36 protein-coding genes and 1 pseudogene are annotated in these 25,485 nt (G+C 63.8%); 8 read left to right on the plus strand and 29 right to left on the minus strand.

The annotated features are described in order from the left end of the window. Nucleotides 1-125: 125 nt before the first annotated feature. The 9 genes from ACO2Q9_RS07270 to ACO2Q9_RS07310 form a co-directional block, all read right to left on the minus strand. Nucleotides 126-542 (minus strand): F0F1 ATP synthase subunit epsilon, encoded by a 417-nt coding sequence (locus ACO2Q9_RS07270; protein WP_423309780.1) that lies wholly within the window; start codon nucleotides 540-542, stop codon nucleotides 126-128. Nucleotides 543-650: 108 nt separating this feature from the next. Further along, entirely contained in the window at nucleotides 651-2,054 is a 1,404-nt protein-coding gene (gene atpD, locus ACO2Q9_RS07275) for a F0F1 ATP synthase subunit beta (RefSeq protein ID WP_423309782.1), read from the minus strand. Nucleotides 2,055-2,087: 33 nt separating this feature from the next. Continuing rightward, the gene (gene atpG, locus ACO2Q9_RS07280) at nucleotides 2,088-2,969 is read right to left on the minus strand and encodes a F0F1 ATP synthase subunit gamma (protein WP_423309784.1); all 882 of its coding nucleotides are present in this window, start codon (nucleotides 2,967-2,969) and stop codon (nucleotides 2,088-2,090) included. A gap of 32 nt (nucleotides 2,970-3,001) precedes the next feature. Next, complete coding sequence (gene atpA, locus ACO2Q9_RS07285; RefSeq protein ID WP_423309786.1) at nucleotides 3,002-4,555, minus strand: F0F1 ATP synthase subunit alpha; 1,554 nt, start codon at nucleotides 4,553-4,555, stop codon at nucleotides 3,002-3,004. A 45-nt stretch (nucleotides 4,556-4,600) separates the two neighbouring features. Then, nucleotides 4,601-5,128 (minus strand): F0F1 ATP synthase subunit delta, encoded by a 528-nt coding sequence (locus ACO2Q9_RS07290; RefSeq protein ID WP_423309788.1) that lies wholly within the window; start codon nucleotides 5,126-5,128, stop codon nucleotides 4,601-4,603. Nucleotides 5,129-5,141: 13 nt separating this feature from the next. Next, a complete protein-coding gene (locus tag ACO2Q9_RS07295; protein WP_423309790.1) occupies nucleotides 5,142-5,612 on the minus strand; it encodes a F0F1 ATP synthase subunit B in 471 nt (156 codons plus the stop codon). A 37-nt stretch (nucleotides 5,613-5,649) separates the two neighbouring features. Beyond that, the gene (atpE, locus tag ACO2Q9_RS07300) at nucleotides 5,650-5,898 is read right to left on the minus strand and encodes a F0F1 ATP synthase subunit C (RefSeq protein ID WP_423309792.1); all 249 of its coding nucleotides are present in this window, start codon (nucleotides 5,896-5,898) and stop codon (nucleotides 5,650-5,652) included. A gap of 57 nt (nucleotides 5,899-5,955) precedes the next feature. Continuing rightward, nucleotides 5,956-6,843, minus strand: coding sequence for a F0F1 ATP synthase subunit A (gene atpB / locus ACO2Q9_RS07305; protein ID WP_423309794.1), 888 nt, complete (start codon nucleotides 6,841-6,843; stop codon nucleotides 5,956-5,958). A 14-nt stretch (nucleotides 6,844-6,857) separates the two neighbouring features. Then, complete coding sequence (locus ACO2Q9_RS07310) at nucleotides 6,858-7,355, minus strand: ATP synthase subunit I (RefSeq protein WP_423309796.1); 498 nt, start codon at nucleotides 7,353-7,355, stop codon at nucleotides 6,858-6,860. A gap of 340 nt (nucleotides 7,356-7,695) precedes the next feature. On the opposite strand from ACO2Q9_RS07310, the gene ACO2Q9_RS07315 reads away from it, so the two are divergent. Genes ACO2Q9_RS07315 through ACO2Q9_RS07330 form a run of 4 tightly spaced genes read left to right on the plus strand, consistent with a single transcriptional unit; the run spans nucleotide 7,696 to nucleotide 10,635 of the window. Beyond that, nucleotides 7,696-7,980 carry a YbeD family protein gene (locus tag ACO2Q9_RS07315; protein WP_423309798.1) on the plus strand — a complete coding sequence of 95 codons (285 nt, stop codon included), beginning with the start codon at nucleotides 7,696-7,698 and terminating at the stop codon, nucleotides 7,978-7,980. A 15-nt stretch (nucleotides 7,981-7,995) separates the two neighbouring features. After that, on the plus strand, nucleotides 7,996-8,664 hold the full coding sequence (gene lipB, locus ACO2Q9_RS07320) for a lipoyl(octanoyl) transferase LipB (RefSeq protein WP_423309800.1): 669 nt from the start codon (nucleotides 7,996-7,998) through the stop codon (nucleotides 8,662-8,664). A 14-nt stretch (nucleotides 8,665-8,678) separates the two neighbouring features. Beyond that, the gene (gene lipA / locus ACO2Q9_RS07325) at nucleotides 8,679-9,671 is read left to right on the plus strand and encodes a lipoyl synthase (protein WP_423309802.1); all 993 of its coding nucleotides are present in this window, start codon (nucleotides 8,679-8,681) and stop codon (nucleotides 9,669-9,671) included. A 19-nt stretch (nucleotides 9,672-9,690) separates the two neighbouring features. Then, nucleotides 9,691-10,635, plus strand: coding sequence for a zf-TFIIB domain-containing protein (locus tag ACO2Q9_RS07330; RefSeq protein ID WP_423309804.1), 945 nt, complete (start codon nucleotides 9,691-9,693; stop codon nucleotides 10,633-10,635). A gap of 19 nt (nucleotides 10,636-10,654) precedes the next feature. On the opposite strand, the gene ptsP is transcribed toward ACO2Q9_RS07330, so the two are convergent. The 5 genes from ptsP to ACO2Q9_RS07355 are packed head-to-tail and all read right to left on the minus strand — an operon-like array spanning nucleotide 10,655 to nucleotide 14,854. Further along, nucleotides 10,655-12,403 (minus strand): phosphoenolpyruvate--protein phosphotransferase, encoded by a 1,749-nt coding sequence (gene ptsP, locus ACO2Q9_RS07335; protein ID WP_423309806.1) that lies wholly within the window; start codon nucleotides 12,401-12,403, stop codon nucleotides 10,655-10,657. 4 nt (nucleotides 12,404-12,407) lie between these two features. After that, nucleotides 12,408-12,677, minus strand: coding sequence for an HPr family phosphocarrier protein (locus tag ACO2Q9_RS07340; RefSeq protein WP_423309808.1), 270 nt, complete (start codon nucleotides 12,675-12,677; stop codon nucleotides 12,408-12,410). Next, complete coding sequence (locus tag ACO2Q9_RS07345) at nucleotides 12,646-13,089, minus strand: PTS sugar transporter subunit IIA (protein WP_423309810.1); 444 nt, start codon at nucleotides 13,087-13,089, stop codon at nucleotides 12,646-12,648. Before ACO2Q9_RS07345 ends, ACO2Q9_RS07340 begins: the two co-directional genes overlap by 32 nt. Further along, nucleotides 13,086-14,312 carry an MFS transporter gene (locus tag ACO2Q9_RS07350; RefSeq protein ID WP_423309812.1) on the minus strand — a complete coding sequence of 409 codons (1,227 nt, stop codon included), beginning with the start codon at nucleotides 14,310-14,312 and terminating at the stop codon, nucleotides 13,086-13,088. Before ACO2Q9_RS07350 ends, ACO2Q9_RS07345 begins: the two co-directional genes overlap by 4 nt. Next, nucleotides 14,309-14,854 carry a hypothetical protein gene (locus tag ACO2Q9_RS07355; RefSeq protein ID WP_423309814.1) on the minus strand — a complete coding sequence of 182 codons (546 nt, stop codon included), beginning with the start codon at nucleotides 14,852-14,854 and terminating at the stop codon, nucleotides 14,309-14,311. Before ACO2Q9_RS07355 ends, ACO2Q9_RS07350 begins: the two co-directional genes overlap by 4 nt. Before the next feature lie 204 nt (nucleotides 14,855-15,058). Between ACO2Q9_RS07355 and ACO2Q9_RS07360 the strand changes: the two genes are divergently transcribed. Further along, entirely contained in the window at nucleotides 15,059-16,213 is a 1,155-nt protein-coding gene (locus ACO2Q9_RS07360; RefSeq protein ID WP_423309816.1) for a hypothetical protein, read from the plus strand. Between the two features lie 56 nt (nucleotides 16,214-16,269). Here the strand turns inward: ACO2Q9_RS07360 and ACO2Q9_RS07365 are convergent, their stop codons facing one another. After that, nucleotides 16,270-16,974, minus strand: a complete 705-nt coding sequence (locus tag ACO2Q9_RS07365; RefSeq protein ID WP_423309970.1) for a DUF4197 domain-containing protein — start codon at nucleotides 16,972-16,974, stop codon at nucleotides 16,270-16,272. A gap of 14 nt (nucleotides 16,975-16,988) precedes the next feature. Here ACO2Q9_RS07365 and ACO2Q9_RS07370 point away from each other — a divergent pair, with 14 nt between their 5' ends. After that, nucleotides 16,989-17,486, plus strand: coding sequence for a TlpA disulfide reductase family protein (locus tag ACO2Q9_RS07370; protein WP_423309818.1), 498 nt, complete (start codon nucleotides 16,989-16,991; stop codon nucleotides 17,484-17,486). A gap of 81 nt (nucleotides 17,487-17,567) precedes the next feature. Here ACO2Q9_RS07370 and ACO2Q9_RS07375 read toward each other — a convergent pair whose 3' ends face one another. Then, nucleotides 17,568-18,011 (minus strand): c-type cytochrome, encoded by a 444-nt coding sequence (locus tag ACO2Q9_RS07375; protein WP_423309820.1) that lies wholly within the window; start codon nucleotides 18,009-18,011, stop codon nucleotides 17,568-17,570. Between the two features lie 154 nt (nucleotides 18,012-18,165). Here ACO2Q9_RS07375 and ACO2Q9_RS07380 point away from each other — a divergent pair, with 154 nt between their 5' ends. Together ACO2Q9_RS07380 and ACO2Q9_RS07385 are read left to right on the plus strand one after the other, a co-directional pair. Next, nucleotides 18,166-18,828 (plus strand): cytochrome b/b6 domain-containing protein, encoded by a 663-nt coding sequence (locus tag ACO2Q9_RS07380; protein WP_423309822.1) that lies wholly within the window; start codon nucleotides 18,166-18,168, stop codon nucleotides 18,826-18,828. A gap of 22 nt (nucleotides 18,829-18,850) precedes the next feature. Further along, nucleotides 18,851-19,339: a GNAT family N-acetyltransferase gene (locus tag ACO2Q9_RS07385; protein WP_423309824.1), complete on the plus strand. Its 489-nt coding sequence runs from the start codon at nucleotides 18,851-18,853 to the stop codon at nucleotides 19,337-19,339. Nucleotides 19,340-19,368: 29 nt separating this feature from the next. On the opposite strand, the gene ACO2Q9_RS07390 is transcribed toward ACO2Q9_RS07385, so the two are convergent. The 13 genes and pseudogenes from ACO2Q9_RS07390 to tuf all read right to left on the minus strand — a co-directional run. After that, the gene (locus tag ACO2Q9_RS07390; RefSeq protein WP_423309826.1) at nucleotides 19,369-19,875 is read right to left on the minus strand and encodes a peroxiredoxin; all 507 of its coding nucleotides are present in this window, start codon (nucleotides 19,873-19,875) and stop codon (nucleotides 19,369-19,371) included. A gap of 75 nt (nucleotides 19,876-19,950) precedes the next feature. Next, entirely contained in the window at nucleotides 19,951-20,220 is a 270-nt protein-coding gene (rpsQ, locus tag ACO2Q9_RS07395; protein ID WP_423309828.1) for a 30S ribosomal protein S17, read from the minus strand. Between the two features lie 9 nt (nucleotides 20,221-20,229). Further along, nucleotides 20,230-20,430: a 50S ribosomal protein L29 gene (gene rpmC, locus ACO2Q9_RS07400; protein WP_423309830.1), complete on the minus strand. Its 201-nt coding sequence runs from the start codon at nucleotides 20,428-20,430 to the stop codon at nucleotides 20,230-20,232. 14 nt (nucleotides 20,431-20,444) lie between these two features. Then, nucleotides 20,445-20,861 carry a 50S ribosomal protein L16 gene (rplP, locus tag ACO2Q9_RS07405; protein WP_423309832.1) on the minus strand — a complete coding sequence of 139 codons (417 nt, stop codon included), beginning with the start codon at nucleotides 20,859-20,861 and terminating at the stop codon, nucleotides 20,445-20,447. A gap of 26 nt (nucleotides 20,862-20,887) precedes the next feature. After that, nucleotides 20,888-21,781, minus strand: a complete 894-nt coding sequence (rpsC, locus tag ACO2Q9_RS07410; protein WP_423309834.1) for a 30S ribosomal protein S3 — start codon at nucleotides 21,779-21,781, stop codon at nucleotides 20,888-20,890. 16 nt (nucleotides 21,782-21,797) lie between these two features. After that, on the minus strand, nucleotides 21,798-22,127 hold the full coding sequence (rplV, locus tag ACO2Q9_RS07415) for a 50S ribosomal protein L22 (RefSeq protein ID WP_423309836.1): 330 nt from the start codon (nucleotides 22,125-22,127) through the stop codon (nucleotides 21,798-21,800). A 9-nt stretch (nucleotides 22,128-22,136) separates the two neighbouring features. Beyond that, a complete protein-coding gene (rpsS, locus tag ACO2Q9_RS07420) occupies nucleotides 22,137-22,415 on the minus strand; it encodes a 30S ribosomal protein S19 (RefSeq protein WP_423309838.1) in 279 nt (92 codons plus the stop codon). A 10-nt stretch (nucleotides 22,416-22,425) separates the two neighbouring features. Then, nucleotides 22,426-23,250: a 50S ribosomal protein L2 gene (gene rplB, locus ACO2Q9_RS07425; protein ID WP_423309840.1), complete on the minus strand. Its 825-nt coding sequence runs from the start codon at nucleotides 23,248-23,250 to the stop codon at nucleotides 22,426-22,428. Nucleotides 23,251-23,252: 2 nt separating this feature from the next. After that, nucleotides 23,253-23,567, minus strand: a complete 315-nt coding sequence (rplW, locus tag ACO2Q9_RS07430) for a 50S ribosomal protein L23 (protein ID WP_423309842.1) — start codon at nucleotides 23,565-23,567, stop codon at nucleotides 23,253-23,255. Beyond that, on the minus strand, nucleotides 23,564-24,184 hold the full coding sequence (gene rplD / locus ACO2Q9_RS07435; RefSeq protein ID WP_423309844.1) for a 50S ribosomal protein L4: 621 nt from the start codon (nucleotides 24,182-24,184) through the stop codon (nucleotides 23,564-23,566). Before rplD ends, rplW begins: the two co-directional genes overlap by 4 nt. Continuing rightward, nucleotides 24,184-24,858 carry a 50S ribosomal protein L3 gene (gene rplC / locus ACO2Q9_RS07440; RefSeq protein ID WP_423309846.1) on the minus strand — a complete coding sequence of 225 codons (675 nt, stop codon included), beginning with the start codon at nucleotides 24,856-24,858 and terminating at the stop codon, nucleotides 24,184-24,186. Before rplC ends, rplD begins: the two co-directional genes overlap by 1 nt. Nucleotides 24,859-25,037: 179 nt before the next feature. Then, a complete protein-coding gene (gene rpsJ, locus ACO2Q9_RS07445) occupies nucleotides 25,038-25,352 on the minus strand; it encodes a 30S ribosomal protein S10 (RefSeq protein WP_019575636.1) in 315 nt (104 codons plus the stop codon). 6 nt (nucleotides 25,353-25,358) lie between these two features. Then, nucleotides 25,359-25,485: pseudogene (gene tuf, locus ACO2Q9_RS07450) on the minus strand (elongation factor Tu); the annotation flags it as partial.

Raw genomic sequence — 25,485 nt, forward strand, 5'->3', positions numbered from 1 at the left:
CCATGCGTAGGACGCGGGCGATCGCGGCCATCTGACGCATTTCTCCTGCCATATGCCGCTGCCAGAAAGCCAAAAGCCGCCCTCGGGCGGCTTTTCTCCTGCGAGGGCGACCCCTGCCGCAGGATTTATCGCTTGTCGCGGTACTTGCGCAGCGCGGCGATCTGGGCCGCCATGACCGCCAGTTCGGACTGGGCCTTGGCCAGGTCCAGTTCGTTCTTGGCGTTGCGCACGGCTTCCTCGGCAGCAGCCTTGGCGGCGGCGGCCTTCTCGTCGTCCAGGTCCTTGCCGCGGATGGCGGTGTCGGACAGCACGGTCACGCAGTTGGGCTGCACTTCGAGGATGCCACCGGCCACGAAGACGAATTCTTCGGTGCCGTCGGCTTTCTCGATGCGGACCGAGCCGGGCCGGATGCGCGTGATCAGCGGCGTGTGGCGCGGGTAGATGCCGAGCTCGCCGGCTTCACCGGGCAGGGCCACGAACTTGGCCTCGCCCGAGAAGATGGACTCTTCGGCGCTGACGACTTCTACTTGAATGGTGCTCATCACATTCTCCTAAAACCACCTCAAGCCAGTGACACCGTGGAACCGGCTTCGCCGGGCCACCGGTGTCGCCCCCTTGAGGGGGAAGCGGCAAAGCCGCTTCGGGGGTGGTCAGACTTTTTTGGCTTTCTCGAAGGCTTCGTCGATGGTGCCGACCATGTAGAAGGCCTGCTCGGGCAGATGATCGCACTCACCGGCCACGATCATCTTGAAGCCGCGGATGGTTTCGGCCAGCGGCACGTACTTGCCGGGCGAACCCGTGAACACTTCGGCCACGTGGAACGGCTGCGACAGGAAACGCTGGATCTTGCGGGCGCGGGCCACGATCAGCTTGTCGTCGGGCGACAGTTCGTCCATGCCCAGGATGGCGATGATGTCGCGCAGTTCCTTGTAGCGCTGCAGCGTGCCCTGCACGGCGCGGGCCGTACCGTAGTGGTCTTCACCGACGACGTGCGGGTCCAGCTGGCGGCTGGTGGAGTCCAGCGGGTCCACGGCGGGGTAGATACCCAGCGCGGCGATGTCACGCGACAGCACGACGGTGGAGTCCAGGTGGGCGAAGGTCGTGGCAGGCGACGGGTCGGTCAAGTCATCGGCAGGCACGTACACGGCCTGGATGGAGGTGATCGAGCCGACCTTGGTCGACGTGATGCGCTCCTGCAGGCGGCCCATTTCCTCGGCCAGCGTCGGCTGGTAGCCCACGGCGGAAGGCATGCGGCCCAGCAGCGCGGACACTTCGGTGCCGGCCAGCGTGTAGCGGTAGATGTTGTCCACGAAGAACAGCACGTCACGGCCTTCGTCGCGGAACGACTCGGCGATGGTCAGGCCGGTCAGCGCGACGCGCAGACGGTTGCCCGGGGGCTCGTTCATCTGGCCGTAGACCATGGCCACCTTGGATTCGGGCAGGTCGTCCAGCTTGACGACGCCGGAATCGGCCATCTCGTGATAGAAGTCGTTGCCTTCACGGGTACGCTCACCCACACCGGCGAACACCGACAAGCCCGAGTGCGCCTTGGCGATGTTGTTGATGAGTTCCATCATGTTCACGGTCTTGCCCACGCCGGCGCCACCGAACAGACCCACCTTGCCGCCCTTGGCGAACGGGCAGACCAGGTCGATCACCTTGATGCCGGTTTCGAGCAGTTCCTGCGAAGGCGACAGCTCGTCATAAGCCGGGGCCTTGCGGTGGATGGAGGCGGTGAGTTCCTGGCCGACGGGACCGCGCTCGTCGATCGGGTTGCCCAGCACGTCCATGATGCGGCCGAGGGTGGCCTTGCCCACGGGCACGGTGATGGGGTTGCCGGTGTTGGACACCAGGATGCCGCGGCGCAGGCCGTCGGCGGAACCGAGCGCAATGGTGCGCACGATGCCGTCACCCAGCAGCTGCTGCACTTCGAGCGTCAGCGGCGAACCGTCGAGCTTGAGGGCGTCGTACACCTTGGGCATCTGGTCACGCGGGAACTCCACGTCCACCACGGCGCCGATGCACTGAACAATCTTTCCTTGGACTTGAGCCATTTTTTGCTCCAATAAATTTCGATTTGGTGGACGTCAACCGCTGATGGCAGCCGCGCCGGAGACGATCTCGGACAGTTCCTTCGTGATCGCGGCCTGGCGGGTCTTGTTGTAGACCAGCTTCAGTTCCGAAATCACGTTGCCCGCGTTGTCGGTGGCGGCCTTCATGGCCACCATGCGCGCGGCCTGCTCGGACGCCATGTTTTCAGCCACGGCCTGGAAGACCAGTGCTTCGACATAGCGGACCAGCAGCTCGTCGATCACCGACTGCGCATCCGGTTCGTAGATGTAGTCCCAGCTATGCGCACCGGACTCCCTGGCTTCCGCCTCGAGTTGTGCCTGCGACAGCGGCAGCAGTTGCTGGACCACCGGTTCCTGGCGCATGGTGTTGATGAACTTCGTGTAGCAGACGTACACGGCGTTCACCTCGCCACGGACATACGCGTCGAGCAGCACCTTCACGGGACCGATCAGCTTGTCCAGGTGCGGCTTGTCACCCAGCTGGGTCACGTGCGACACGACCTTGGCGCCGATGCGGCCCAGGAAGCCGAGCCCCTTGCTGCCGATCGCCACGACCTCGGCCGACTGGCCCTGGCCCTGCAGATCGCGCAGCTTGTTGGTGACGGCGCGCAGGATGTTGGTGTTCAGGCCGCCGCACAGTCCCTTGTCCGTCGTCACCACGATGAAGCCCGCGACCTTGGCCTCGTTGGTCTTCATGAACGGATGGACGTACTCGGGATTGGCCTGGCCCAGGTTGGCGGCAATGTCGCGCACCTTTTCAGCGTAGGGACGGGCCGCACGCATGCGTTCCTGTGCCTTGCGCATCTTGGACACGGAAATCATTTCCATGGCCTTGGTGATCTTCTTCGTCGATTCGAAGTTCTTGATCTTGCCGCGGATTTCCTTGCCTGTTGCCATGGTGGCTCCTTATTCGTTGGAAGACTGCGCGATCAGGCGAAGGTCTTCTTGAATTCGGTGATGGCAGCCGTGAGCTGGGCTTCGGCGTCCTTGTCCATGGCCCGGTCGGACTCGAGCTTGGCCAGCAATGCGGCCTGCTTGTCCTTCAGGTAGGTGTGCAGGCCATGCTCGAACGACAGGACCTTCTTGACGTCGATGTCGTCGAGGAAACCCTTGTTCACGGCAAACAGCGTTGCACCCATCAGGCTGATCGGCAGCGGCGAGTACTGGGCCTGCTTGAGCAGTTCGGTCACGCGGGCACCGCGGTCCAGCTGCTTCTTGGTCGAGGCGTCCAGATCGGAAGCGAACTGCGCGAAGGCAGCCAGTTCACGGTACTGGGCCAGGTCGGTACGGATACCGCCGGACAGGCTCTTGACCAGCTTGGTCTGCGCAGCACCACCGACGCGCGACACCGAGATACCGGCGTTGATGGCGGGGCGGATACCGGCGTTGAACAGCGCGGTTTCCAGGAAGATCTGACCGTCGGTGATCGAGATCACGTTGGTCGGCACGAAAGCGGACACGTCACCGGCCTGCGTCTCGATGATCGGCAGTGCCGTCAGCGAACCGGTCTTGCCCTTGACTTCGCCCTTGGTGAACTCTTCGACGTAGTCGGCGTTCACGCGGGCTGCGCGCTCGAGCAGACGGCTGTGGAGATAGAACACGTCGCCGGGGTAGGCTTCGCGGCCCGGCGGACGGCGCAGCAGCAGCGAGACCTGGCGGTACGCCACGGCCTGCTTGGACAGGTCGTCGTAAACGATCAGGGCGTCCTGGCCGCGATCGCGGAAGTATTCGCCCATCGTGCAGCCCGAGTAGGCCGACACGTACTGCATGGCAGCGGATTCGGAAGCGCTGGCAGCCACGACGATGGTGTATTCCATCGCGCCGGCCTGTTCCAGGGCGCGCACCACGTTCTTGATCGACGAAGCCTTCTGGCCGATCGCAACGTAGACGCAGGTCATGTTCTGACCCTTCTGGTTGATGATCGCGTCGATCGCCACGGCCGTCTTGCCCGTCTGGCGGTCGCCGATGATCAGCTCGCGCTGGCCACGGCCGATCGGCACCATCGAGTCGATGGACTTCAGGCCGGTCTGCATCGGCTGGTCCACGGACTTGCGCGCGATCACGCCGGGAGCGACCTTCTCGATCACGTCCGTCATCTTGGCGTTGATCGGGCCCTTGCCGTCGATCGGCTGGCCGAGTGCGTTGACCACGCGGCCCACGAGTTCGGGGCCCACCGGCACTTCCAGAATGCGGCCCGTGCACTTGACGGTGTCGCCTTCGGAGATGTGCTCGTATTCGCCCAGAATCACCGCGCCCACCGAGTCGCGCTCGAGGTTCAGTGCCAGGCCGAAGGTCGGCACGCCGTCCTTGGTGGCCGGGAATTCCAGCATTTCGCCCTGCATCACGTCGGACAGGCCATGAATGCGGACGATACCGTCGGTCACGGACACCACGGTGCCCTGATTGCGGATGTCGGCACTGGCGGCCAGCCCTTCAATACGGCTTTTGATCAGTTCAGAGATTTCTGCGGGATTGAGTTGCATGGCTCTTTCCTTGGTTACTTGGGTTCGCGCGGTCTCGGCTGCCGGTCAGGCAGTGAGGGCGGTTTTCATTTGATCCAGTCGTGCCTTGACAGAGGTGTCGAGCACCTCGTCGCCCACGACCACGCGGATGCCGCCGATCAGCGACTCGTCCTGCACCACCGAGACGTTCAGCTTGCGGCCGAAACGCTTCTCGAGCACTGCCGATACTTCAGCCAGCTGCTGTGCGTCGATCGGGAAGGCGCTGTGCACCACGGCGTCCGACGAACCGCTGCTCGCATTGCGCAACGCACGGAACTGCGCGGCCACTTCGGGCAGCGCGGCCAGGCGACCGTTCTCGATGACGGTGCGAAGGAAGTTCTTCGCGCTGTCGGGCAGTGGCGTGCGCGCCGTGCCCGAAATCACGTCGAACACCTGCTCCGGCGTGGACTTCGGGTTGTCGGCGAACTGCAGCAGCAGCGGGCTGCCGGCGATGGCGGCCAGCTCGTCCAGCCAAGCGGATGCCTGCGCGTCGGACCCGGCAGCCTTGTACAGCGCTTCGGCGTAGGGACGGGCGATGGTGGCGATTTCGGCCATGGTGGTTCCTCGCTTACAGCTCGGTCTTCAGGCGGCCCAGCAGGTCGGCATGGACACCGGCATTCACTTCCTTGCGGAGGATCTGCTCGGCGCCCTTGACGGCCAGTGCGGCAACCTGCTCGCGCAGCGTCTCGCGGGCCTTGACCATCTGCTGGTCGGCTTCGGCACGGGCGGCGGCAACGATCTTGTTGCCTTCTTCCGTGGCGCGGGCCTTGGCTTCCTCGATGATCGACTGCGCACGACGCTCGGCGTCGGCGAGGCGCGATGCGGTCTCGGTGCGGGACTGTGCCAGTTCGGCCTCGACCTTGGCATTCGCTGCGGACAGCTCTGCCTTGGCCTTGTCCGCTGCGGCCAGGCCGTCGGCGATCTTTTGCGCACGCTCGTCCAGCGCCTTGGTGATCGGCGGCCAGACGAACTTCATGGTGAACCACACCAGGATCGCAAACACGACCGCCTGCAGAAACAGGGTCGAATTAATGTTCACGGCTCAATTCCTTTCAAGCACGAGGCTTGAGGCCGCATCAGGCCAGGACGAAGGGGTTGGCGAAGGCGAACAGCAGGGCAATGGCCACGCCGATCAGGAACGCGGCGTCGATCAGGCCGGCCAGAATGAACATCTTGGTCTGCAGTTCGTTGATCAGCTCGGGCTGGCGGGCCGAAGCTTCCAGGAACTTGCCGCCCATCAGCGCGATGCCGATGGAAGCGCCGATAGCGCCCAGACCAACGATGATGCCGCAAGCCAGAGCGACGAGGCCGAGAATGTTTTCCATGATTGCTCCTTCAGGTAAGTAGTGGAAAAGTGAAAACCGAAAAACCAGTATCGAAAATCAGTGGTGATCGTGAGCCTGGCCCACGTAGATGAGCGTCAGCATCATGAAGATGAACGCCTGCAACGTGATGACCAGGATGTGGAAGATGCTCCACACCGTACCCGCGATGACGTGGCCGACGCCGAGCCAGAAGCCCCCCGTCAGCGGATTGAATTGCCAGGCCCACACGCCACCCATGAGGGCGATCAGCATGAACACCAGCTCGCCGGCGAACATGTTGCCGAACAGCCGCATGCCGTGGGACACGGTCTTGGCCAGGAACTCGATCATCTGCATCAGGAAGTTGATCGGGTAGAGGAAGATCTTGTCGCCGAAGGGCGCCGCGACGAGTTCATGCGCCCAGCCGCCGGCGCCCTTGATCTTCACGTTGTAGACCAGGCAGACCAGCAGCACGCTGACCGACAGGCCGAGCGTGGTGGACAGGTCGGCCGTGGGCACGACGCGGTGATAGTCCTTGAAGCCCATCGCCGGACCGGCGGTGTGCCAGATCGAGGGCAGCAGATCGACGGGGATCATGTCCATCGCGTTCATCAGGAAGATCCAGACGAACACGGTGAGTGCGAGCGGCGAGACCAGCTTGCGGCTGGTGGCGTTCTTGATCACGCCCTTGGCCTGGTTCTCGACCATCTCGGAGAGGATTTCGACAGCGGCCTGGAAGCGGCCCGGCACGCCGGACGTGGCGCGGCGCGCGGCACGCCACAGCAGGAAGCAACCGATCACGCCGAGGACGATGGAATAGAAGACGGAATCCAGGTTGAAGACACTGAAGTCGACGATGCTGGTCTGCTTCGTGCTCTGGAAGGAGAAGTCCTTCTGCAGATGCTGCAAGTGGTGAACGATGTATTCACCGGCCGTCGGCGCATGCGTTCCAGTTGATTCAGCCATAAATCAGTTCCGTGTCAATTTCGACCCTGGGCGACCGGTTGCCGCGATTGCAGCCACCACACCACCCAATACATTTTCATCGTCACCACGAAGCTGGCCACCATGGTGAGCCAGCTCAGTTGAGCCACGACCTTCGGAGCCGCCAGCAGCATCGCCAGCGTCACCACGACTTTCGCGGCTTCCCAAATCATCAAGCGCAGCAGCGCAGTGGCAGGCGAAGCATTCAGGGCGCTGCGTGACAAGGCCCGCGCAAACAGGATTGCGGGAACGATCACCGACAAAGCACCCCAGGCAGCCGACCAGCCGTGGGCGGCGGAACCACCCCACAACCAGGCGACAAGAACTGCGACTCCTCCAGCCCCGGCCTGAATCAGCACCACGCGCCACATCGAAAGCGGCACCTGGCGCCTGCGCCATCGAGCCGCTTCTTCAGCGCTCATTGGCTTGAAATCAGGCCCGAACCCTCCAACTGCCTCTTCAGGCTCTTCTGCTTTCAGGTCAGGAGAAGTCATTGTGCGCACCATTGATGACATGTTGACGCCCCATGCTCGTCTACCGACCCTTGCCTTGCGCTTTGCGCCAAGGCAATTTCACAAAGCTTTTCATTATACGTAGAAACCCGCAGCGCTCCGACAAGCCCTGAGACAGCAATCAGGAAAGCGCCCCGAAAGAGGGCTTTTGTGGTGGGCAAAAGCCGCTGGGTCACTTCACAGGCCGCGGCACTTCGCAGGTGAATCACGCGACAATCCTGCCCATGGAATCCTCGCCTGCCGTCTTGCCCGTCACGACGCTGCACGGCAAGCCGATTGGAAACGACCGCGTCGGCCCCATCTACAAACAGGAAGCCCAACCATGACCACCACCGACTCGACGCCCCGCAGCGAATCGCTCATCGAATATCCGTCGCGCTTTCCCATCAAGGTGATGGGCGCGAAGGTGGACGGATTCGTGCACGCGGTCACGGCCATCGCAAAGCAGTTCGACCCCGGATTCGATGCATCCAGCGTCGAGTTGCGCGACAGCAAGGCCGGCAACTACCTGGGCGTCACCATCACCATCACGGCCACCAGCCGCGAGCAGCTCGACGAGCTGTACCGCACGCTGTCCACGCATCCGATGGTGAAGGTCGTCCTCTGAGGGTTGCCGCGCCCCATGGAAACGCAAATGCGCGGCCGGGTGGACTACTTGCCCACCTATGCGGCCATGCAGGCCTTCACCGGGAGCCGAACGGCCGAAACGCCGGACACGCTGTGGGTGTGCGAACACCCACCTGTCTACACGCAGGGGCTGGCCGGGCAGGCGAGCCATGTGCTCGCTCCGGGCGACATTCCCGTGGTCCCAACCAACCGCGGTGGCCAGGTCACCTACCATGGTCCCGGCCAGGTCGTGGCCTATCCACTGGTCGACCTGCGGCGGGCCGGCTACTTCGTGAAGGAATACGTGTACCGGATCGAGGAAGCCGTCCTCCGCACGCTCGGGCATTTCGGGGTGACGGGCCACCGGGTCGCCGGCGCGCCGGGCATCTACGTGCGGCTGGACGACCCGTTTTCCCATGCAGCCCTGACCGGCCCTGCGCCGGCCGGCAACCCGTTCCGGGGGCTGGGCAAGATTGCCGCCCTGGGCATCAAGGTCAGCCGCCACTGTACCTACCACGGCGTGGCACTGAACGTGGCGATGGACCTGGAACCCTTTTCCCGTATCAACCCTTGCGGTTATGCAGGGCTGCAAACCGTGGACCTTTCTACAATCGGCGTTCAGACCACCTGGGATGAAGCCGCCACCGTGCTGGGCCAGAAGCTCGGCAACAGGCTGGCCCCCTAGAAGATGAGCCAACGATGAGCACCACCGAAGTCGTGCGCGATGCGCAAACCGTCGAGACCTACAACGCCTCTGCCAAGCAGAAGGCGGCGGCGAAGCTTTCGCGCATTCCCGTGAAGGTCGAGCACGCCGAGGTGCTCAAGAAGCCGGACTGGATCCGCGTCAAGGCGGGCTCGCCCACCACGCGCTTCTACGAGATCAAGCAGATCCTGCGTGAAAGCAATCTGCACACGGTGTGCGAGGAAGCCTCGTGCCCGAACATCGGCGAGTGCTTCGGCAAGGGCACGGCCACGTTCATGATCATGGGTGACAAATGCACCCGCCGCTGCCCGTTCTGCGACGTGGGCCATGGCCGCCCCGATCCGCTGGACAAGGACGAGCCGCTGAACCTGGCGCGCACCATTGCACGCCTGAAGCTCAAGTACGTGGTGATCACCAGCGTGGACCGCGACGACCTGCGTGACGGCGGCAGCGGCCACTTCGTCGAGTGCATCCGGAAGACACGCGAACTCTCCCCATCGACGCAGATCGAAATCCTCGTGCCCGACTTCCGCGGCCGCGACGACCGCGCACTCGAAATCCTGAAAGCCGCACCGCCGGACGTGATGAACCACAACCTGGAAACCGCGCCCCGCCTGTACAAGGAAGCGCGCCCGGGCAGCGACTACCAGTTCAGCCTGAACCTGCTGAAGAAGTTCAAGGCGCTGCATCCGACCGTGCCGACCAAGAGCGGCATCATGGTGGGCCTGGGCGAAACCGACGAGGAAATCCTGCAGGTCATGCGCGACATGCGCGAGCACGACATCGACATGCTCACCATCGGCCAGTACCTCGCGCCGACCATGAGCCACCTGCCCGTGCGCCGCTACGTGCACCCCGACACCTTCCGGATGTTCGAGGAGAAGGCGTACGAGATGGGCTTCACCCACGCCGCCGTCGGTGCGATGGTCCGGTCGAGCTACCACGCCGACCACCAGGCCGAGATGGCCGGCCTCCAGCCGGTCGCCTGACAAGCGCAGTGCCGCCGCCGTGAACACGACCGCGGCATCTTCCGCCCCCAGCGCCTCGCCCTGGCGGGCGCCGCACGCAACACCTGCCTGCCCCAACTGCGGCGCGCTGATGCAGCCCACGCCGCTGGAAGGTCACTATGGTCCGCCGGTCCCCACGGACGTCTGCCTGAACTGCCACCTGGTGTGGTTCGATGAATTCGAATCGGTCCGCCTGTCGGGGCTGGGTTGGGTGCAGTTGCTGCGGCTCATGCGCACCGGCGACTCTTCTTCCGGCGCGCCGTTGTCGTCAAGGCTGGGTTGCGTGCGCTGCGATGCGCCGCTGAAGCCGGTGAACAACCTCACGCGATTCGGCCGCTTCGCTGCGCTCGAATGCCCACGCCGTCACGGCCACCTGCAGACATTCAGCCTGCTGCTCGCCGAGCGTGGCCTCGTGCGCCCGATGTCGCGCAGCGACCTGCAGACTCTGGCCGAGGAAAAGCGTGTGGCCTGCTGCCTCAATTGCGGCAGCGCCATCTCGGAACTGGCTGAACGGTGCAAGCACTGCGAAAGCCCCCTGGTGGTGATCGACATGCCGCGCCTCATGGAAGCCCTGCTGGTGCGCCACGCCAAGCCGGTGTCGGAAGAAGCCGCGTCGCATGTGGCATGGCATTGCATGGGCTGCGGTTCGGCGCTGGAGCCCACGCGCTCGGCGCGTTGCGAGTACTGCCATCACGCCGTGGTGGTGCCGTCACTGGTGGACATCGGGCCCCTGCTGGACACTGTGGAGCCGATCCTGCGCGGCTTCCTGCCGCGCGCCGCGAAGCCCCATGGTGCACGCCTGCGCGAGCAGCTCGGTGACTACCGCGCCACAGCCGTGTTCCGCTTCTGGCGACGATTCTCCGAGCCGAAGCGCGAAACCGTGACGCTGGTGAAGGTGGTGTTCGCGATGATCACCGCGCTGGCCATCTGGATCTACCTGCACTGAGCGAGGGGCCGGTGGCCGCTCACTCCGTCAGCATCAGCGACGGCTCTTCCGCGTGCAGCACCTGCTGCGCCCAGCCGGCCAGGCGCGACGTGTCAGCGCGCAGGACTTCCTGCTTCACCGCCAGGATCTGCGCCGGGTGCATCGAAAAGCTGCGCAGGCCGAGACCGAGCAGCAGGCGCGTGAGCGCGATGTCACCCGCCATTTCGCCGCAGACGCTCACGCCCTTGCCCTGCGCATTGCATTCGGCGATCGTGTCGGCGAGCAGGCGCAGCACGGCCGGATGCAGCGGGTCGTACAGGTGCGCGACCGATTCGTCGGCACGGTCGATGGCCAGCGTGTACTGGATCAGGTCGTTCGTGCCGACCGAGAGGAAATCGAAGTACTTGAGGAACAGCTTGAGCGTGAGTGCCGCAGCCGGGATTTCGATCATCGCGCCCAGCTTCACGTCGCCGAAGGCGATGCCCCGCGCCTTCAGGTCGGCACGGGCCTGCTCGATCAACGCGATCGTCTGACGGATCTCCACACCGTGCGCCAGCATGGGGATGAGCATGTGAACCGGACCGTGCGCCGCCGCCCGCAGGATGGCGCGCAACTGGTCGAGGAACATGGCCGGATCTGCCAGGCTCCAGCGGATCGCGCGCAGGCCGAGCGCCGGATTCAGGTGCGCCTCTTCCTTGAGGGCGCGGTCCAGCGGCTTGTCGGCACCGACGTCCACGGTACGGATGGTGACGGGCAGGCCCTGCATGCCCTCGACGGCGCGACGGTAGGCCTGGTACTGCTCCTCCTCGCCCGGCAGGTTGCCGCTGCGGCCCATGAACAGGAATTCGCTGCGGAACAGGCCTACGCCCTGGGCGCCGGCCTTGACGGCCGCCGTCGCGTCGTCGGGCATCTCGATGTTGGCGAGCAATTCCACGTGCTGGCCGTCCAGCGTGACGGCGGGCGTGTGGCGCAGCCGCGAAAGGCGCTCGCGCTCGACTTCGCCCTGCCGTTGCTTGAAGCCGTATTCGGCGAGGATGATCGCCGACGGATCGACGATCACCACACCGGCATCGCCGTCTATGATGACCCAGTCGTCCTGCCGCACCAGCTGGCTCGCCAGCCGCGCACCCACCACGGCAGGGATGTCCATGCTGCGCGCGACGATCGCGGTGTGCGAAGTCTTGCCGCCCACATCGGTCACGAAGCCGGCAAACACGCTCTGCTTGAACTGCAGCATGTCGGCCGGCGAGAGGTCGTGGGCGATCAGAACCAGCGGCACGTCGACCGTGTCGTCCAGCAGCAGGTCCTGCTGGGTCCTTCGGCGCGGCGTGGCGACCACGGGAAGCGCTGCCCCCTTCATGTGGCGCAGGATGCGTTCGACCACCTGCTCGAGGTCGGCCTTGCGTTCGCGCAGGTACTCGTCCTCCATCTCGTCGAACTGGCGGGCGATCACCTCGAGTTGCGTCGTCAGGGCCCATTCGGCGTTGTAAAGCCGCTCGCTCACCCAGTGCTTGACGCCGTTCTCCATCTCCTTGTCCTGCAGGAGCATGAGATGCACATCCAGCAGCGCGGTGAGCTCGGGCGGCGCATCGCGCGGCATGTCTTCCTGCAGCCGCTGGATTTCCTCGACCACTGCGTTGCGCGCGGTGCGCACGCGCATGACTTCGGACTCGACCTGGTGCGGCTCGATGAAATAGTGCGCCACGTCCACGCGGCTCGATGCCACGATCACGGCGCGCCCGATGGCGACGCCGCGCGCGACAGGAAGGCCGTGGACAGCGAAGGTCATCGCGTCACTCGCCTTCGCCGAACTTGTCGCCGATCAGCGCGAGCAATGCATCCATCGCTTCCTGCTCGCGTTCGCCGCTGGTCTCCAGCTCGACTTGCGTGCCGATGCCCGCGGCCAGCATCATCACGCCCATGATGCTCTTGGCATTGACGCGGCGCTCGCCGCGCGCGATCCACACTTCACACGGGAATGAGCCGGCCAGCTTGGTCAGCTTGGCCGAAGCCCGGGCATGCAGGCCCAGCTTATTGCTGATGGTCGTAGATGTTCTGATCATTCTTTCGTCTGGCCTGGTTCTGGGGTGCGGTGATCGCCACCTGCATCACCCCCTGCGTGCCGCCCACCACGGCACGTTGCACGAGCGCCTCGAGCGACTCGTGGCGATAACTCACGGTACGCAGCAGCATCGGGAGATTCACTCCGGTGATCAGGCGTGAATTCACGCCGTCCACCAGCTTCTGCGCCACATTGCACGGCGTCGCACCGAACAGGTCGGTCAGCACCAGTGTGCTGTCCGTGCCGAGCTGGTCCATCGTGATGCGCGCTGCGGAGAGCGTCTCCTCGGGCGACACATTGGGCTGTACATCCATTGCCAGCACACCGCGCCCGCAGTCGGGGAACACATGCAGCGCACACTGCCGCAAGGCGTGGGCCAGCGGCGCATGGGCAATGATGAAAATGCCGTTCATGAATCGCGATTATGCGGTTTGCCCGCGAGAAACCAGCCATAAGCGCCCACGCAGCAGACCAGAAGCAACGCCAGCGCTGCGCGGAAGGCCTGCGGTTCGGACAGGCCCATGGCCTTGAAGCCGTCGATCGACAGCCCGATGCCCCACTGCACGGCGAACACGCCGACAAAGATCACGAGGTTGTAAGCCGAAAGCGCGCGCCCCGCGAGCGCCGCAGGAAACGCCAGACCGACCGCGGGGTGTGCCTGCGCGACGACGGTACAGCTCACGCAGTAAAGCGCCAGGGCCAGCGCGCCCGCCCGCGGCCCCGCGACGATGATGCCCAGCAGGCACAACAGATGCACCGGCACGCACCACGTGAGCAGGCGGTCGGCATCGATGCCGCGCCGGGCAAGCCACGGATTCACCATGCCCCAGGTCCAGAACGTACAGAGCATGGAGACATTCACGGCGAACAGGCCCGTCGCTGCGGCGAGTGGCGTATAGCCCGCCACCTTCACCATCCACGGCACGGCCCAGAGCGTCTGCACCGCCAGCAGGCCGCCATAGCAGAAAAAGCCCAGCGGCATCATCTTGCGGAAGTACGGGTGCCGCCAGATCGCGCCGTACCCCGCTGGCGCGTCGCCATGCGGCTGCACGTCCCAGCGCGGCACCTTCCACGCCACGATGATCATGGACACCGCCAGCAAAACTGCCAGCGCGAGGAACAGCGGACGCCAGCCGGTGATGGGCAGGAGCCACTGCACCGGAAGCGTGGATGCAACCATGCCCAGCGAGCCCGTCATCAGCATCCAAGAGTTGGCGCGCATCTGCGCGGCAGGCGTGAGCCAGCGTCGGTAGCCGGTGAGAGGAGCCATGAGGCAGGCGCTCACGCCAACACCGGTGAGCACACGCGCAACCAGCAGGCCGGAAAAGCTGTCCGCCAGCGCGAAGGCCGCGCAGCCTGCCACGGCCACGAAAAGAAAGCCCAGCACCACGCGCTTGGGGCCGTGCCGGTCGAGCCACGCGCCCAGCGGCAACTGCGTGAACGAGAAGCCGAGGAAATAGCCGCCCGCCAGAAGCCCGAGGTCTCTGGCGTTGAGGCCGAATTCGGCCGTGAGTGCAGGTGACAGCGTGGCCGTGCTGCCGCGCACCAGCGCCGAGAAGAAATAGGCGAAGGCAAAGGCCAGGAAGACCATGACCGCGACGGGCCGGGACAACACGGCGGAGACGGGGGTGTTCATGAAAGCCTCAAACCCGAGAAGAAGGTTTCAGCGGCTTCACCGGCGGCTTTGCGATCCGGCCCGTTCGTGAGCTGCATGACCTGCATGACTTTCGCGCCCCGTGCAAACCAGGCGACGCGGACTGCCAGCGCGCTGCCGTCGGCCTGCTGTCCGACGAGCGCCACGCGCGTGGCCGGCACGGCCGCATCGGCACCCGCCACCGCGATGGGTTCGTCACGCACCTTGGTCGCACGCAACGTTGCCAGCGTCTGCGTCTTCCATTGCGAAAGAAGCGGGCCCGCGCGGGCCGCATCGGCTGCGTCGACCCACGCAATGGTGAACATGCTGCCGTCTGCCTCGCAGCCCTGCATGCGCATTTCGACAGGATTGCCGCCCAGATCCACACGGCGGGCGCCATGGTCGGGCTTGCAGGGCAGCAAGGCCTGCAGGTCCGCGCCGTCCATGCGGACTTCGCGCCAGTTGTAGGTGGGGGAACACGCGGCCAGCGAGCCCGCCAGACACAAGGTCAGGGACAGGGATGCCAGCGCCGGGAGACAACGCATGGCGAGATTATCCCAGCCCGTCGGGGTGGCGATCCCGCGGTGGTCAAATACGGGGCATGAGTGATGCTTGGCACTGCCAAAGAGTTGACACAAACCGCCCGCTTGTCTCTCGAACGGGCGTTGACAGGGTTGTCAGCGCCCGCTGCAGGTGCTTGAATCCCCGTTCGGGCGAAAATTGAACGTTGGCAGAGAGAAAAAATTCAGATGGAACTGGTTAGCAAGACGGTGGGTTACACCCCCCCTCCCGCGCCCAACCCGGCGGCGGAGCCGACTGAGCCCGCCCCGGCCCAGGAGCAACCCGACTACGCGCTCGCCGGCATCATCGGCTCGCAGTTGTCCGAGCCCGTGCAGGTGATGAAATCGATCATCGAGGAATTCACCCAGACGCGGAAGATTTCCCGCGTCCAGCTGGGCGAGCTGCGGCGTGCCATCGATTCCGCCGACCGTGTCGCACGGCAGAGCCAGCAGATCGCCCGCCTGTCCGAGGGTCGGCTGCGGCAGTCGCACGAGCGCCTGCACCTGGACAAGATCCTGGACGATGCGCTCAGCGACCACATGGAAGCCTTGCAGCTTGCGGGTGTGGAACTCGTTCGCACGGTGAAGCCGGTGGAGGTGATCGTCGATCCGGGGCTGCTGTCCAGCCTGATCGACGCCGCTCTTGAGTGGGGCATCGAACTCGGGCAGCGGCTCACCGTGAGCCTGTCCATCAAGAACTGGCCGGAACATGCCATCCTGCAGGTCAAGGCGAACCAGACCGTGGTGAGCCATGAAACCATCGACCTGTCCGAGCGCGGCAACGCGATGAACTGGCAATTGCTGGTGCAGGTCGCACGCGCGATGGGCGTGAGCCTGCAGCGTGAATTCGGCGAAGGCGAGGCGCATGTCACGCTGGAGTTCGCACGTACCGTCAAGCAGCTTGAAGGCCTTTCCACGCTGGAACTGGACACCGGCGAAGACTCGGTCGACAGCGTGCACAGTGGCACGCGCCCCCTGGCCGGTCACCGCATCCTGCTGGCGACGGCCGACTCGCTCGTGCGCGCAGAAGTGCAGAACGCGGCAGGGCTGCTGGGGCTGGTGGTGGACACCGTCTCCACAGCGCGCCAGGCGGTGCGCTGCGTGGAAATCGACATGCCGCACATGCTGATCGTCGACGAGCGCGTGCGTGACGAGCAACTGGACAACCTCATCCTCGACCTGCGCCGCCACAACCCGAACTTCGGACTGCTGGAGATCGCCGATGACTCGAACACCTTTGCCATCGCCAGCTGGATGAGCGACACCAACACGCGTGTCAGCCGTGATCTGCTGCGCACCCAACTGTCATCGCTGCTGACGCTGGAGCTCGCGAAGTCGTTCTGACGAATGCGACGGGCGAGGCCTGCGCGCCCTACCCGGCCCGTTCCGTTCCGGACGCGTCATTTGATCGCGCCGAACACCTTCTTGAGGATCGCGCTTCCGGATCCGACGGGATCCTGGCGGATTTTCTTTTCCTCTTCGCCGATGACGAAATAGAGGCCATCCAGGGACTTGCCCGTCACGTACTGCTGGATGTTGGCGTCTTCCTTGCGGACGAGCCCGAAGCCCGACGCCTTGCCGGCCACCTGGTTGTATTTGGCGGCCAGGCCCACCTTTTCGGTGGCTTTGGTCACCACGGGCAGGAACTTGCCGCTCAGCGGCTGGCGGGTTTTTTCAGCGAAGAAGCTGGTCACGGAGGTGTCGCCGCCGGTCAGGATGTTTTTTGCATCGGTCACGCTCATGGTCTTCACGGCATTGATGAGCAGGTCCCTGGCCATGGGTACGGCAGATTCGGCGGCGCGATTCATGGACGTCACGAGCTCGTCCAACTGCGGGCCCCGGCCCATGGCCTTGAGGATCCTGGACGCATCTTCCAGGAAACCGGGCAGCGGAATCCGAACTTTTGCGTTGCCGAGGAATCCATCTGTCCTGCCGAGCAGATTGACAGCTGCGACGGCGCCCTTCTCCAGCGCGGTCTTGAGCCCCTGCGACGCCTCGCCATCGGTCAGGTCGCTCAGTGAAAGTGCATGGGCCTGCTGCCAAGCCAGCAGAACCATGGAACCAAGCGCGGAAGTGGTGGCGGAATTAAACTGTCGGCGATCCATGGTGTAGGCCCTCAATGAAACGAGTCTTGTATGTTGCCGCAGCAGCGGCGGTATTGGCAATCGGAGCCGGCGTGTATTTTGCCGGCGGTGCGACGGCCGCTCCCCAGTCAACGTTCGTGTTGCTGGACGGGAGCACCAAGACCACCGCCGACATGAAAGGCAAGGTCACACTGGTGAACTTCTGGGCGACCAGCTGCACCACCTGCGTTGCCGAGATGCCCAAGGTCATCTCCACGTATGACAAGTACAAGGGTCAGGGGTATGACACGGTCGCCGTGGCGATGAGCTACGACCCGCCGGCGTACGTCGTGAACTTTGCCGAGTCACGCAAGCTGCCCTTCAAGGTCGCCATCGACAACACGGGCAAGGTGGCGCAAGCCTGGGGCGATGTGAAGCTCACGCCGACGACCTACGTCGTCAACAAGCGTGGGGAAATCGTCAAGCGCTATGTCGGCGAGCCCGACTTCGGTGAACTGCACCAGCTGATAGAGAAGCTCCTGGCCGAGACCTGACGCGCCCTGCTTCATTGCCCAAAGAAAAAGCCGGCGGATGCCGGCTTTTTCTGTCTGATGGACGCGCCCAGTTCGGCGCGTTCAGTTGCGGAACGCGTCGTGGCAGGCCTTGCACGAAGCACCCGTCGTGCCAACGGAGGCCTTGATGCTGTCCAGATTGCCCGTCTTGGCAACGGCGGCCAGCTTGCCCATTTCGGCAATGGAGGCGTCGGCCAGTTCCTTGAACTTCGCCTGTTCCTTCCAGATTTCCGGCTTGGCCTTGCCTCCCTCGGTGCCCGGACCGAATCCGGTCCACGGCAGCTTGATCAGATCCGCCGCCTTCTGCGACTTTTCAGCGGCTTCCGCTGCATCGAACGGGAAGCGGCCATTGGCCATGCCGGCAACGCGAGCGAAGTTCTGCTGCATTTCCTTCAGCGTGGACTGGCGATGTTTGATCGCGTCCTGCGGGTTGGCGAACTGCGCAAAGACCGGTGCAGACAGGCTGACTGCTGCTGCAGCCAAGGCCAGGGAGGCAATTGCATTCATCGATTTTTTTCCTTCGTGGGTTTGTGGGACTGCCTTGGCTGAGGAGTATGCCTGTGCGCAAAAAGTTCAGTCTGGAACCAAAATCACGAAACCCTGCCTAATTGCGCACCCACGCCCAAGCGTGCCACGATGAGTCTCCACGAGGGAAATGACAATGCAAACAAAAACCCGCATCTGGGACCTGCCCACGCGCCTTTTCCACTGGGCGCTCGTCTTCTGCGGCGTCGGCCTGTTCGTCACAGCCTACACGGGCGTCATGCTTTGGCATTTCCGGCTCGGCTACGCGGTGCTCGCCTTGCTGCTGTTCCGGCTGGTCTGGGGTTTCGCGGGCGGGCGCTGGTCACGCTTCTCGAGTTTCATCCATTCGCCTGCTGCCGCTTTCCGCCAGCTCGCGGGGCGCGGCGATCCGGCCCATGCAGCGGGCCATTCGCCAACCGGCGCACTGTCCGTGTTCGCCTTGCTGCTGATCCTGCTTGCGCAAGTGGGCACGGGCATGCTGAGCGACGATGCCATCTCCTTCGCAGGGCCGCTTGCGCAATTTGCGTCCAGCGACACGGTCGACGCCGCGACCCGTTATCACAAGGACATCGGGCAATGGCTGCTGGCGGGGCTTGTCGGCCTCCATGTGGCGGCCGTCCTGTTCTATCTGCTGATCAAGAAAAGGAATCTCACGGCAGCCATGCTCACGGGTGACAAGCCGCTTGAAGTGCAGGTGCAACCCGCGCGCGATGACGCCCGATCGCGTTTGCTGGCACTGGTGATTTTTGCGCTTTGCGGCGGCGCCGTCTGGGGCATGGTGCGCTGGACCGGCGGCTGATTCGGCCGCTACACTGGGGTCAGTGTCTTCTCCAACCATCCGACTTCTCGTTCCTGGCACGACCGCGGAACTCGAGGCCACGCGCGAGATTTTCCGCGAGTACGCCAACTCGCTGGGTATCGATCTCGGCTTCCAGGGCTTCGAGGAAGAGTTGCACGCCTTGCCTGGTGACTACTCACATCCACGTGGTGCGCTACTGCTGGCGATGGTGGATGGCGACGTCGCTGGATGCTGCGCGCTACGCGCGATGGACAACGTCGACTACCCGAACGCGTGCGAGATGAAACGTCTATACGTGCGCAAGGCGTTTCGCGGCTTCGGTCTGGGCCGACAGCTGGCGGAAGCCATCCTGGATGCAGCGCGGCAGGCCGGCTATGCCAGTGTGCTGCTCGACACGCTGGACGATATGGAATCCGCCCGCGCCCTGTATGAAGAATTGGGCTTTGAGGAAGTGCCGCCGTACTATCACAACCCGATAGCTGGCGCTCACTACCTCAAAGCAGATCTTTGACAGGCAGCCCGTCCGGGCCCCACCCTCGTTCAGGCCTTGACCTGTGCGAGCATGGTCCCGGCGTCGCTCACTTCGAACTTGCCGGGCGCCTCGACATTCAGGCTGACGACCTCGCCGTCCTTGACCAGCATCGAGTAGCGGTTGCTGCGCAGACCCATGCCGCGGGCCGTCAAATCCAGTGTCAGGCCCGTCGCCTTGGCGAATTCGGCGCTGCCATCGCCCAGCATGCGCACCTTGCCGTCCGTCTTCTGTTCACGTGCCCAAGCGCCCATGACGAATGCGTCGTTCACGCTCACACACCAGATTTCGTCCACGCCTGCCGCCTTCAGCTCATCGAACTTTTCGACATAGCCGGGTACGTGCTTGGCGGAACAGGTGGGCGTGTATGCACCCGGCAGGGCAAACAGCGCAATCGTCTTGCCTGCCGCCGACTTGCTGACGTCCACCGGATTCGGCCCGATGCTGCAGCCCTCGCCCTCGACTTCCGAGTATTCCATCAGGGTTGCCGCAGGCAGTTTGTCACCGACTTTGATCATCTTGAGCTCCAAAAAAGAAAACGACCCACATTGTGGGCCGTTTCCAGAAGCGTTGCAGCAGTAGTGCCGTGCAGCTCAGACGACGATTGCCTTTTCGACCAGACGCGTGGCGATCCAGTTCTTCGTCTTGGAGATCGGACGGCTTTCCGTGATCTCGATCATGTCGCCCATCTTGTACTCGCCCTTTTCGTCGTGGGCGTGGTACTTGCTGGAACGGGCAACGATCTTGCCGTACAGCTCGTGCTTGACGCGGCGCTCGACGAGCACCGTGACCGTCTTGGCGCGCTTGTCGCTGACCACCTTGCCAATCAAGGTGCGCTTGAGGGATTTTTTAGCTTCCGTCATGTGTGCTCCTTACTTGGCGGCTTGCTTTTGGGCAAGGATGGTTTTGGCGCGGGCGATGCTGCGGCGGGTCACGCGCAGCTGGCCGGTATTGCCCAGCTGTTGCGTGGCTTTCTGCATGCGCAGGTTGAAGTGGGCCTTTTGCAGGTCCTTCACTTCGGCCTGCAGGCCGGCGACGTCTTTCTGGCGCAGTTGTTCAGTGGCTTTGGACATAGGTCTTCTCCTGATCAAGCGCCGATTTGACGGGCAACAAACGTGGTGCGAAGCGGCAGCTTGGCAGCGGCCAGGCGGAATGCCTCGCGCGCCAGGTCTTCGGGCACGCCCACGATTTCGTACAGCACCTTGCCGGGCTGGATTTCAGCCACGTAGTACTCGGGGTTGCCCTTGCCGTTACCCATGCGCACTTCTGCGGGCTTCTGGGAAATCGGCTTGTCGGGGAACACGCGAATCCAGATACGGCCGCCACGCTTCACGTGACGGGAAATCGCACGGCGTGCGGCTTCGATCTGGCGGGCCGTCAGACGGCCACGGTCGGTGGACTTCAGGCCGAAATCACCGAACGCCACCGAGTTGCCCCGGGTTGCGATGCCAGTGTTGCGGCCCTTCTGTTCCTTGCGGAATTTTCTGCGAGCGGGTTGCAGCATTTTTCTACTCCGTGATGAGCGACCGGTTACTCGGTCTTGGCGCCGTCAGCTGCTGCAGCTGGCGCGGCTACCTTGCGGACGCGCTTAACGGCGGTTTTCGGTGCATCGGCTCCCGTGGCCTCTGCGGGTTTGTCACTGCCATCGGCCGGCGCGGCATTGGTGCCGGTCGGACGACGGGGACCGCCACGGCGGTCGCCAGCCGGGCGGTCGCCCGGGCGGCCATCGCGACGCGGGCCGCGGGGACGGCGCTCTTCTTCAGCGCGCGGCTCGACGGCTGCGGGCAGATCGTTGCGGCCCAGCGTATCGCCCTTGTAGACCCACACCTTGACGCCGATGACGCCATAGGTGGTCTTGGCTTCGGAGAAGCCATAGTCGATGTCGGCACGCAGGGTGTGAAGCGGCACGCGGCCTTCGCGGTACCACTCGGTACGGGCGATTTCGATGCCATTCAGGCGGCCGGCAGACATGATCTTGATGCCCTGGGCACCCAGACGCATGGCGTTCTGCATGGCGCGCTTCATGGCGCGGCGGAACATGATGCGCTTCTCGAGCTGCTGGGTGATGCTGTCGGCGATCAGTTGGGCATCGATTTCGGGCTTGCGCACTTCCTCGATGTTCACGGCGACCGGCACGCCCAGGCGTTGTGCGAGTTCCTTCTTCAGGTTCTCGATGTCTTCGCCCTTCTTGCCGATCACCACGCCCGGACGGGCGGAGAAGATCGTGATGCGGGCGTTCTTGGCAGGGCGCTCGATCAGCACGCGCGAAACGGCGGCGTTCTTGAGCTTGGCCTTCAGGTACTCGCGCACCTTGATGTCTTCGGCCAGCATGCCGGCGAAGTCACGGTTGCTCGCGTACCAGCGGCTGGCCCAGTTGCGGCTCACCGAAAGGCGGAAGCCGGTAGGATGGATTTTCTGTCCCATAGTCTTTCCAGGCCTTTTAGTTGCCGACCGTCACGTACACGTGGCACGTGGGCTTGCTGATGCGGTTGCCACGGCCCTTGGCGCGGGCAGTGAAGCGCTTGAGCGTCGCACCTTGTTCGACGTAGATGGTCTTGACCTTCAGTTCGTCGATATCGGCACCGTCGTTGTGTTCGGCGTTGGCGATGGCGGACTCCAGAACCTTCTTCACGATCACGGCCGCCTTCTTGGGCGTGAACTGGAGAATGTTGAGGGCCTGGTCGACCTTCTTGCCACGGATCAGGTCGGCAATGAGACGGCCTTTGTCGACAGACAAACGCACGCCACGAAGAGTTGCACGGGTTTCCATGTCAGATCCTTATTTCTTCACGACTTTTTTGTCCGCCGGGTGACCCTTGAACGTACGGGTCAGGGCGAACTCGCCGAGCTTGTGGCCGACCATCTGGTCGGTCACGTACACAGGCACGTGTTGCTTGCCGTTGTGCACCGCGATGGTCAGGCCGATGAACTCGGGCAGGATCATCGAGCGGCGCGACCAGGTCTTGATCGGCTTCTTGTCCTTGGTCGTCACGGCCTTGTCGGCCTTGGCCACGAGGTGATGGTCAACAAACGGACCCTTTTTGAGAGAGCGAGTCATTGGCTATCCCTTACTTCTTGCGGCGCGACACGATCATGACCTGCGTGCGCTTGTTGTTGCGGGTACGGTAGCCCTTGGTCAGATTGCCCCAGGGGTCAACAGCGTGACGGCCTTCGCCGGTACGGCCTTCACCACCACCGTGCGGGTGGTCGATCGGGTTCATGGCGACACCGCGCACGGTCGGGCGGATGCCCATCCAGCGCTTCACACCGGCCTTGCCGAGCTGGCGCAGGCTGTGTTCTTCGTTGGCGACTTCACCGATGGTGGCGCGGCACTCGATGTGCACCTTGCGGACTTCACCCGAGCGCAGGCGAACCTGGGCGTACGTGCCTTCACGAGCCAGCAGCGTGGCCGAAGCACCTGCCGAGCGGGCGATCTGCGCACCCTTGCCGACTTGCAGCTCGATGGCGTGAATGGTCGAACCCACGGGGATGTTGCGGATCGGCAGGGTGTTGCCGGCGCGGATCGGCGCTTCAGCGCCGGACAGCAGCGTTGCACCGACTTCCAGGCCGCGCGGGGCGATGATGTAGCGGCGCTCGCCGTCGGCATACACCACGAGGGCGATGTGGGCCGTGCGGTTCGGGTCGTACTCGATGCGCTCCACCTTGGCAGGGATGCCGTCCTTGTTGCGGACGAAGTCCACAACACGGTAGTGATGCTTGTGGCCACCGCCCTTGTGACGGGTGGTGATGTGGCCATTGTTGTTGCGGCCGGCCTTCTGGAATTGGGGCTCCAGCAGCGGCGCGTACGGATCGCCCTTGTACAGGTGATCACGCGAGACCTTGACCACGGCGCGCTGGCCGGGCGAGGTCGGTTTCATCTTGATGATAGCCATGATTAAGCAGCCTCTCCGGACAGGTTCAGCTCTTGACCGGGCTTGAGCGTCACGTAGGCCTTGCGAACGTTGTCGCGACGGCCCACCGAGCGGCCGAAGCGCTTGGTCTTGCCCTTGGTGTTCACCACAGAGACGCCCTTGACCTCGACCTTGAACATCAATTCCACAGCGGCCTTGATTTCAGGCTTGGTCGCGTCCTGCAGCACCTTGAAAGTGACCGCGTTGCTCTTTTCGGCAACCATCGTGGCCTTTTCGGACACGATCGGACCGACGAGCACCTGCATCAGGCGGCCTTCGTCAAACTTGGGCGTGCTCATGCGAACATCTCCTTGAGCTTGTCGACGGCACCCTTGGTGACCAGCACCTTCTTGTAGTGCACCAGCGACAGCGGGTCGGCGTAACGCGGCTCGACGACGAGCACGTTCACCAGGTTGCGCGAGGCCAGGTACAGGTTCTCGTCGACTTCCTCGGCGATCACGAGCACGGATTCGAGGTTCATCGCCTTGAACTTGGCGGCCAGCGCCTTGGTCTTGGGCGAATCCACCGTCAGCGAGTCAACCACGGCCAGGCGACCTTCGCGCGCCAGCTGCGAGAGGATGGACGCCATGCCGGCGCGGTACATCTTCTTGTTGATCTTCTGGGTGAAGTTTTCTTCCGGGCTGTTCGGGAAGATGCGGCCACCGCCACGCCACAGTGGCGAGGAGGTCATACCGGCACGGGCACGGCCCGTTCCCTTTTGCTTGAAAGGCTTCTTGGTCGAGTGCTTGACCTGCTCGCGGTCCTTCTGGGCACGGGTGCCCTGGCGGGCATTGGCCTGGAAGGCGACCACGATCTGGTGCACCAGATCTTCGTTGTATTCACGGCCGAACACGGTTTCCGGCGCGTCGAACTTCGACGAGGCCTGGCCCTGTTCGTTCAGGAGTTCGAGCTGCATCAGTTCGCCCCTTCTTTCTTGGTCGCCTTGATGGCGGGCCGCACGGTGACGAAACCGCCCTTGGAGCCGGGAACTGCGCCCTTGATGAGCAGCAGCTGACGGGCTTCGTCCACGCGGATCACGTCCAGGTTCTGGGTGGTGACGGTGACGTCGCCCAGATGGCCGGACATGCGCTTGCCCGGGAACACACGGCCCGGATCCTGCGCCATGGAGATCGAGCCGGGCACGTTGTGCGAGCGGCTGTTACCGTGGGAGGCGCGTTGCGAACTGAAGTTGTGGCGCTTGATCGTGCCCGTGAAGCCCTTGCCGATGGAGGTGCCTTGCACGTCCACTTTCTGGCCAGCAGCGAAAAGCGAAGCCACCTGGACGGTAGCGCCGGCCTTGTACTGGGCAGCGGTGTCGGCAGCGACGCGGAATTCACGGATGATTTCACCGGCTTCGACACCCGCCTTGGCGAGGTGGCCGGCTTGCGGCTTGAGAACGCGCGATGCCTTGCGCGAACCGAACGTGACCTGCAAGGCCACGTAGCCGTCGTTCTCTTCGGTTTTGATCTGGGTCACACGGTTGTTGGACACATCCACCACCGTGACAGGCACTGCGTCCCCGTCATCGGTGAACAGACGCATCATGCCCACCTTGCGGCCCAGCAACCCGAGGGAGTTGCTCAGACTCATGTTTTTTCTCCAAATCCTTCACCGCTGCCACTGCAATTGGCGACAACGTTTTGATGTGAAAGCTGTTAATGAAACTTACCCCGAAATTGGGGCAAGCCCGAAAGTATAACGCGGACTGCCCGTCAAGGCAAGTCCGCGTTATTCCCGCCCGCTTGCCGGGCGGCTGCAGCCGCTTTCGCTTACTGCAGCTTGATCTCGACGTCCACGCCAGCCGGCAGGTCGAGCTTCATCAGGGCATCGACCGTCTTGTCGGTCGGGTCCACGATGTCCATCAGACGCTGGTGGGTGCGGATTTCGAACTGGTCGCGGCTGGTCTTGTTGACGTGCGGCGAGCGCAGGATGTCGAAACGCTTCATGCGCGTCGGCAGGGGCACGGGACCCTTGACGATGGCACCGGTGCGCTTGGCAGTGTCAACGATCTCGGCAGCGGACTGGTCGATCAGCTTGTAATCGAACGCCTTGAGGCGGATGCGGATTTTCTGTTTGGTCGACATGGCCGATTACTCCATGATCTTGGCGACGACGCCGGCGCCCACGGTCTTGCCGCCTTCGCGGATGGCAAAGCGCAGGCCTTCTTCCATGGCGATCGGGGCGATCAGCTTCACCGTGATCGTCACGTTGTCGCCA

This window comes from Variovorax sp. VNK109, assembly GCF_049445855.1.
In the GTDB taxonomy this organism is placed as follows: Bacteria; Pseudomonadota; Gammaproteobacteria; order Burkholderiales; family Burkholderiaceae_C; genus JAGOCV01.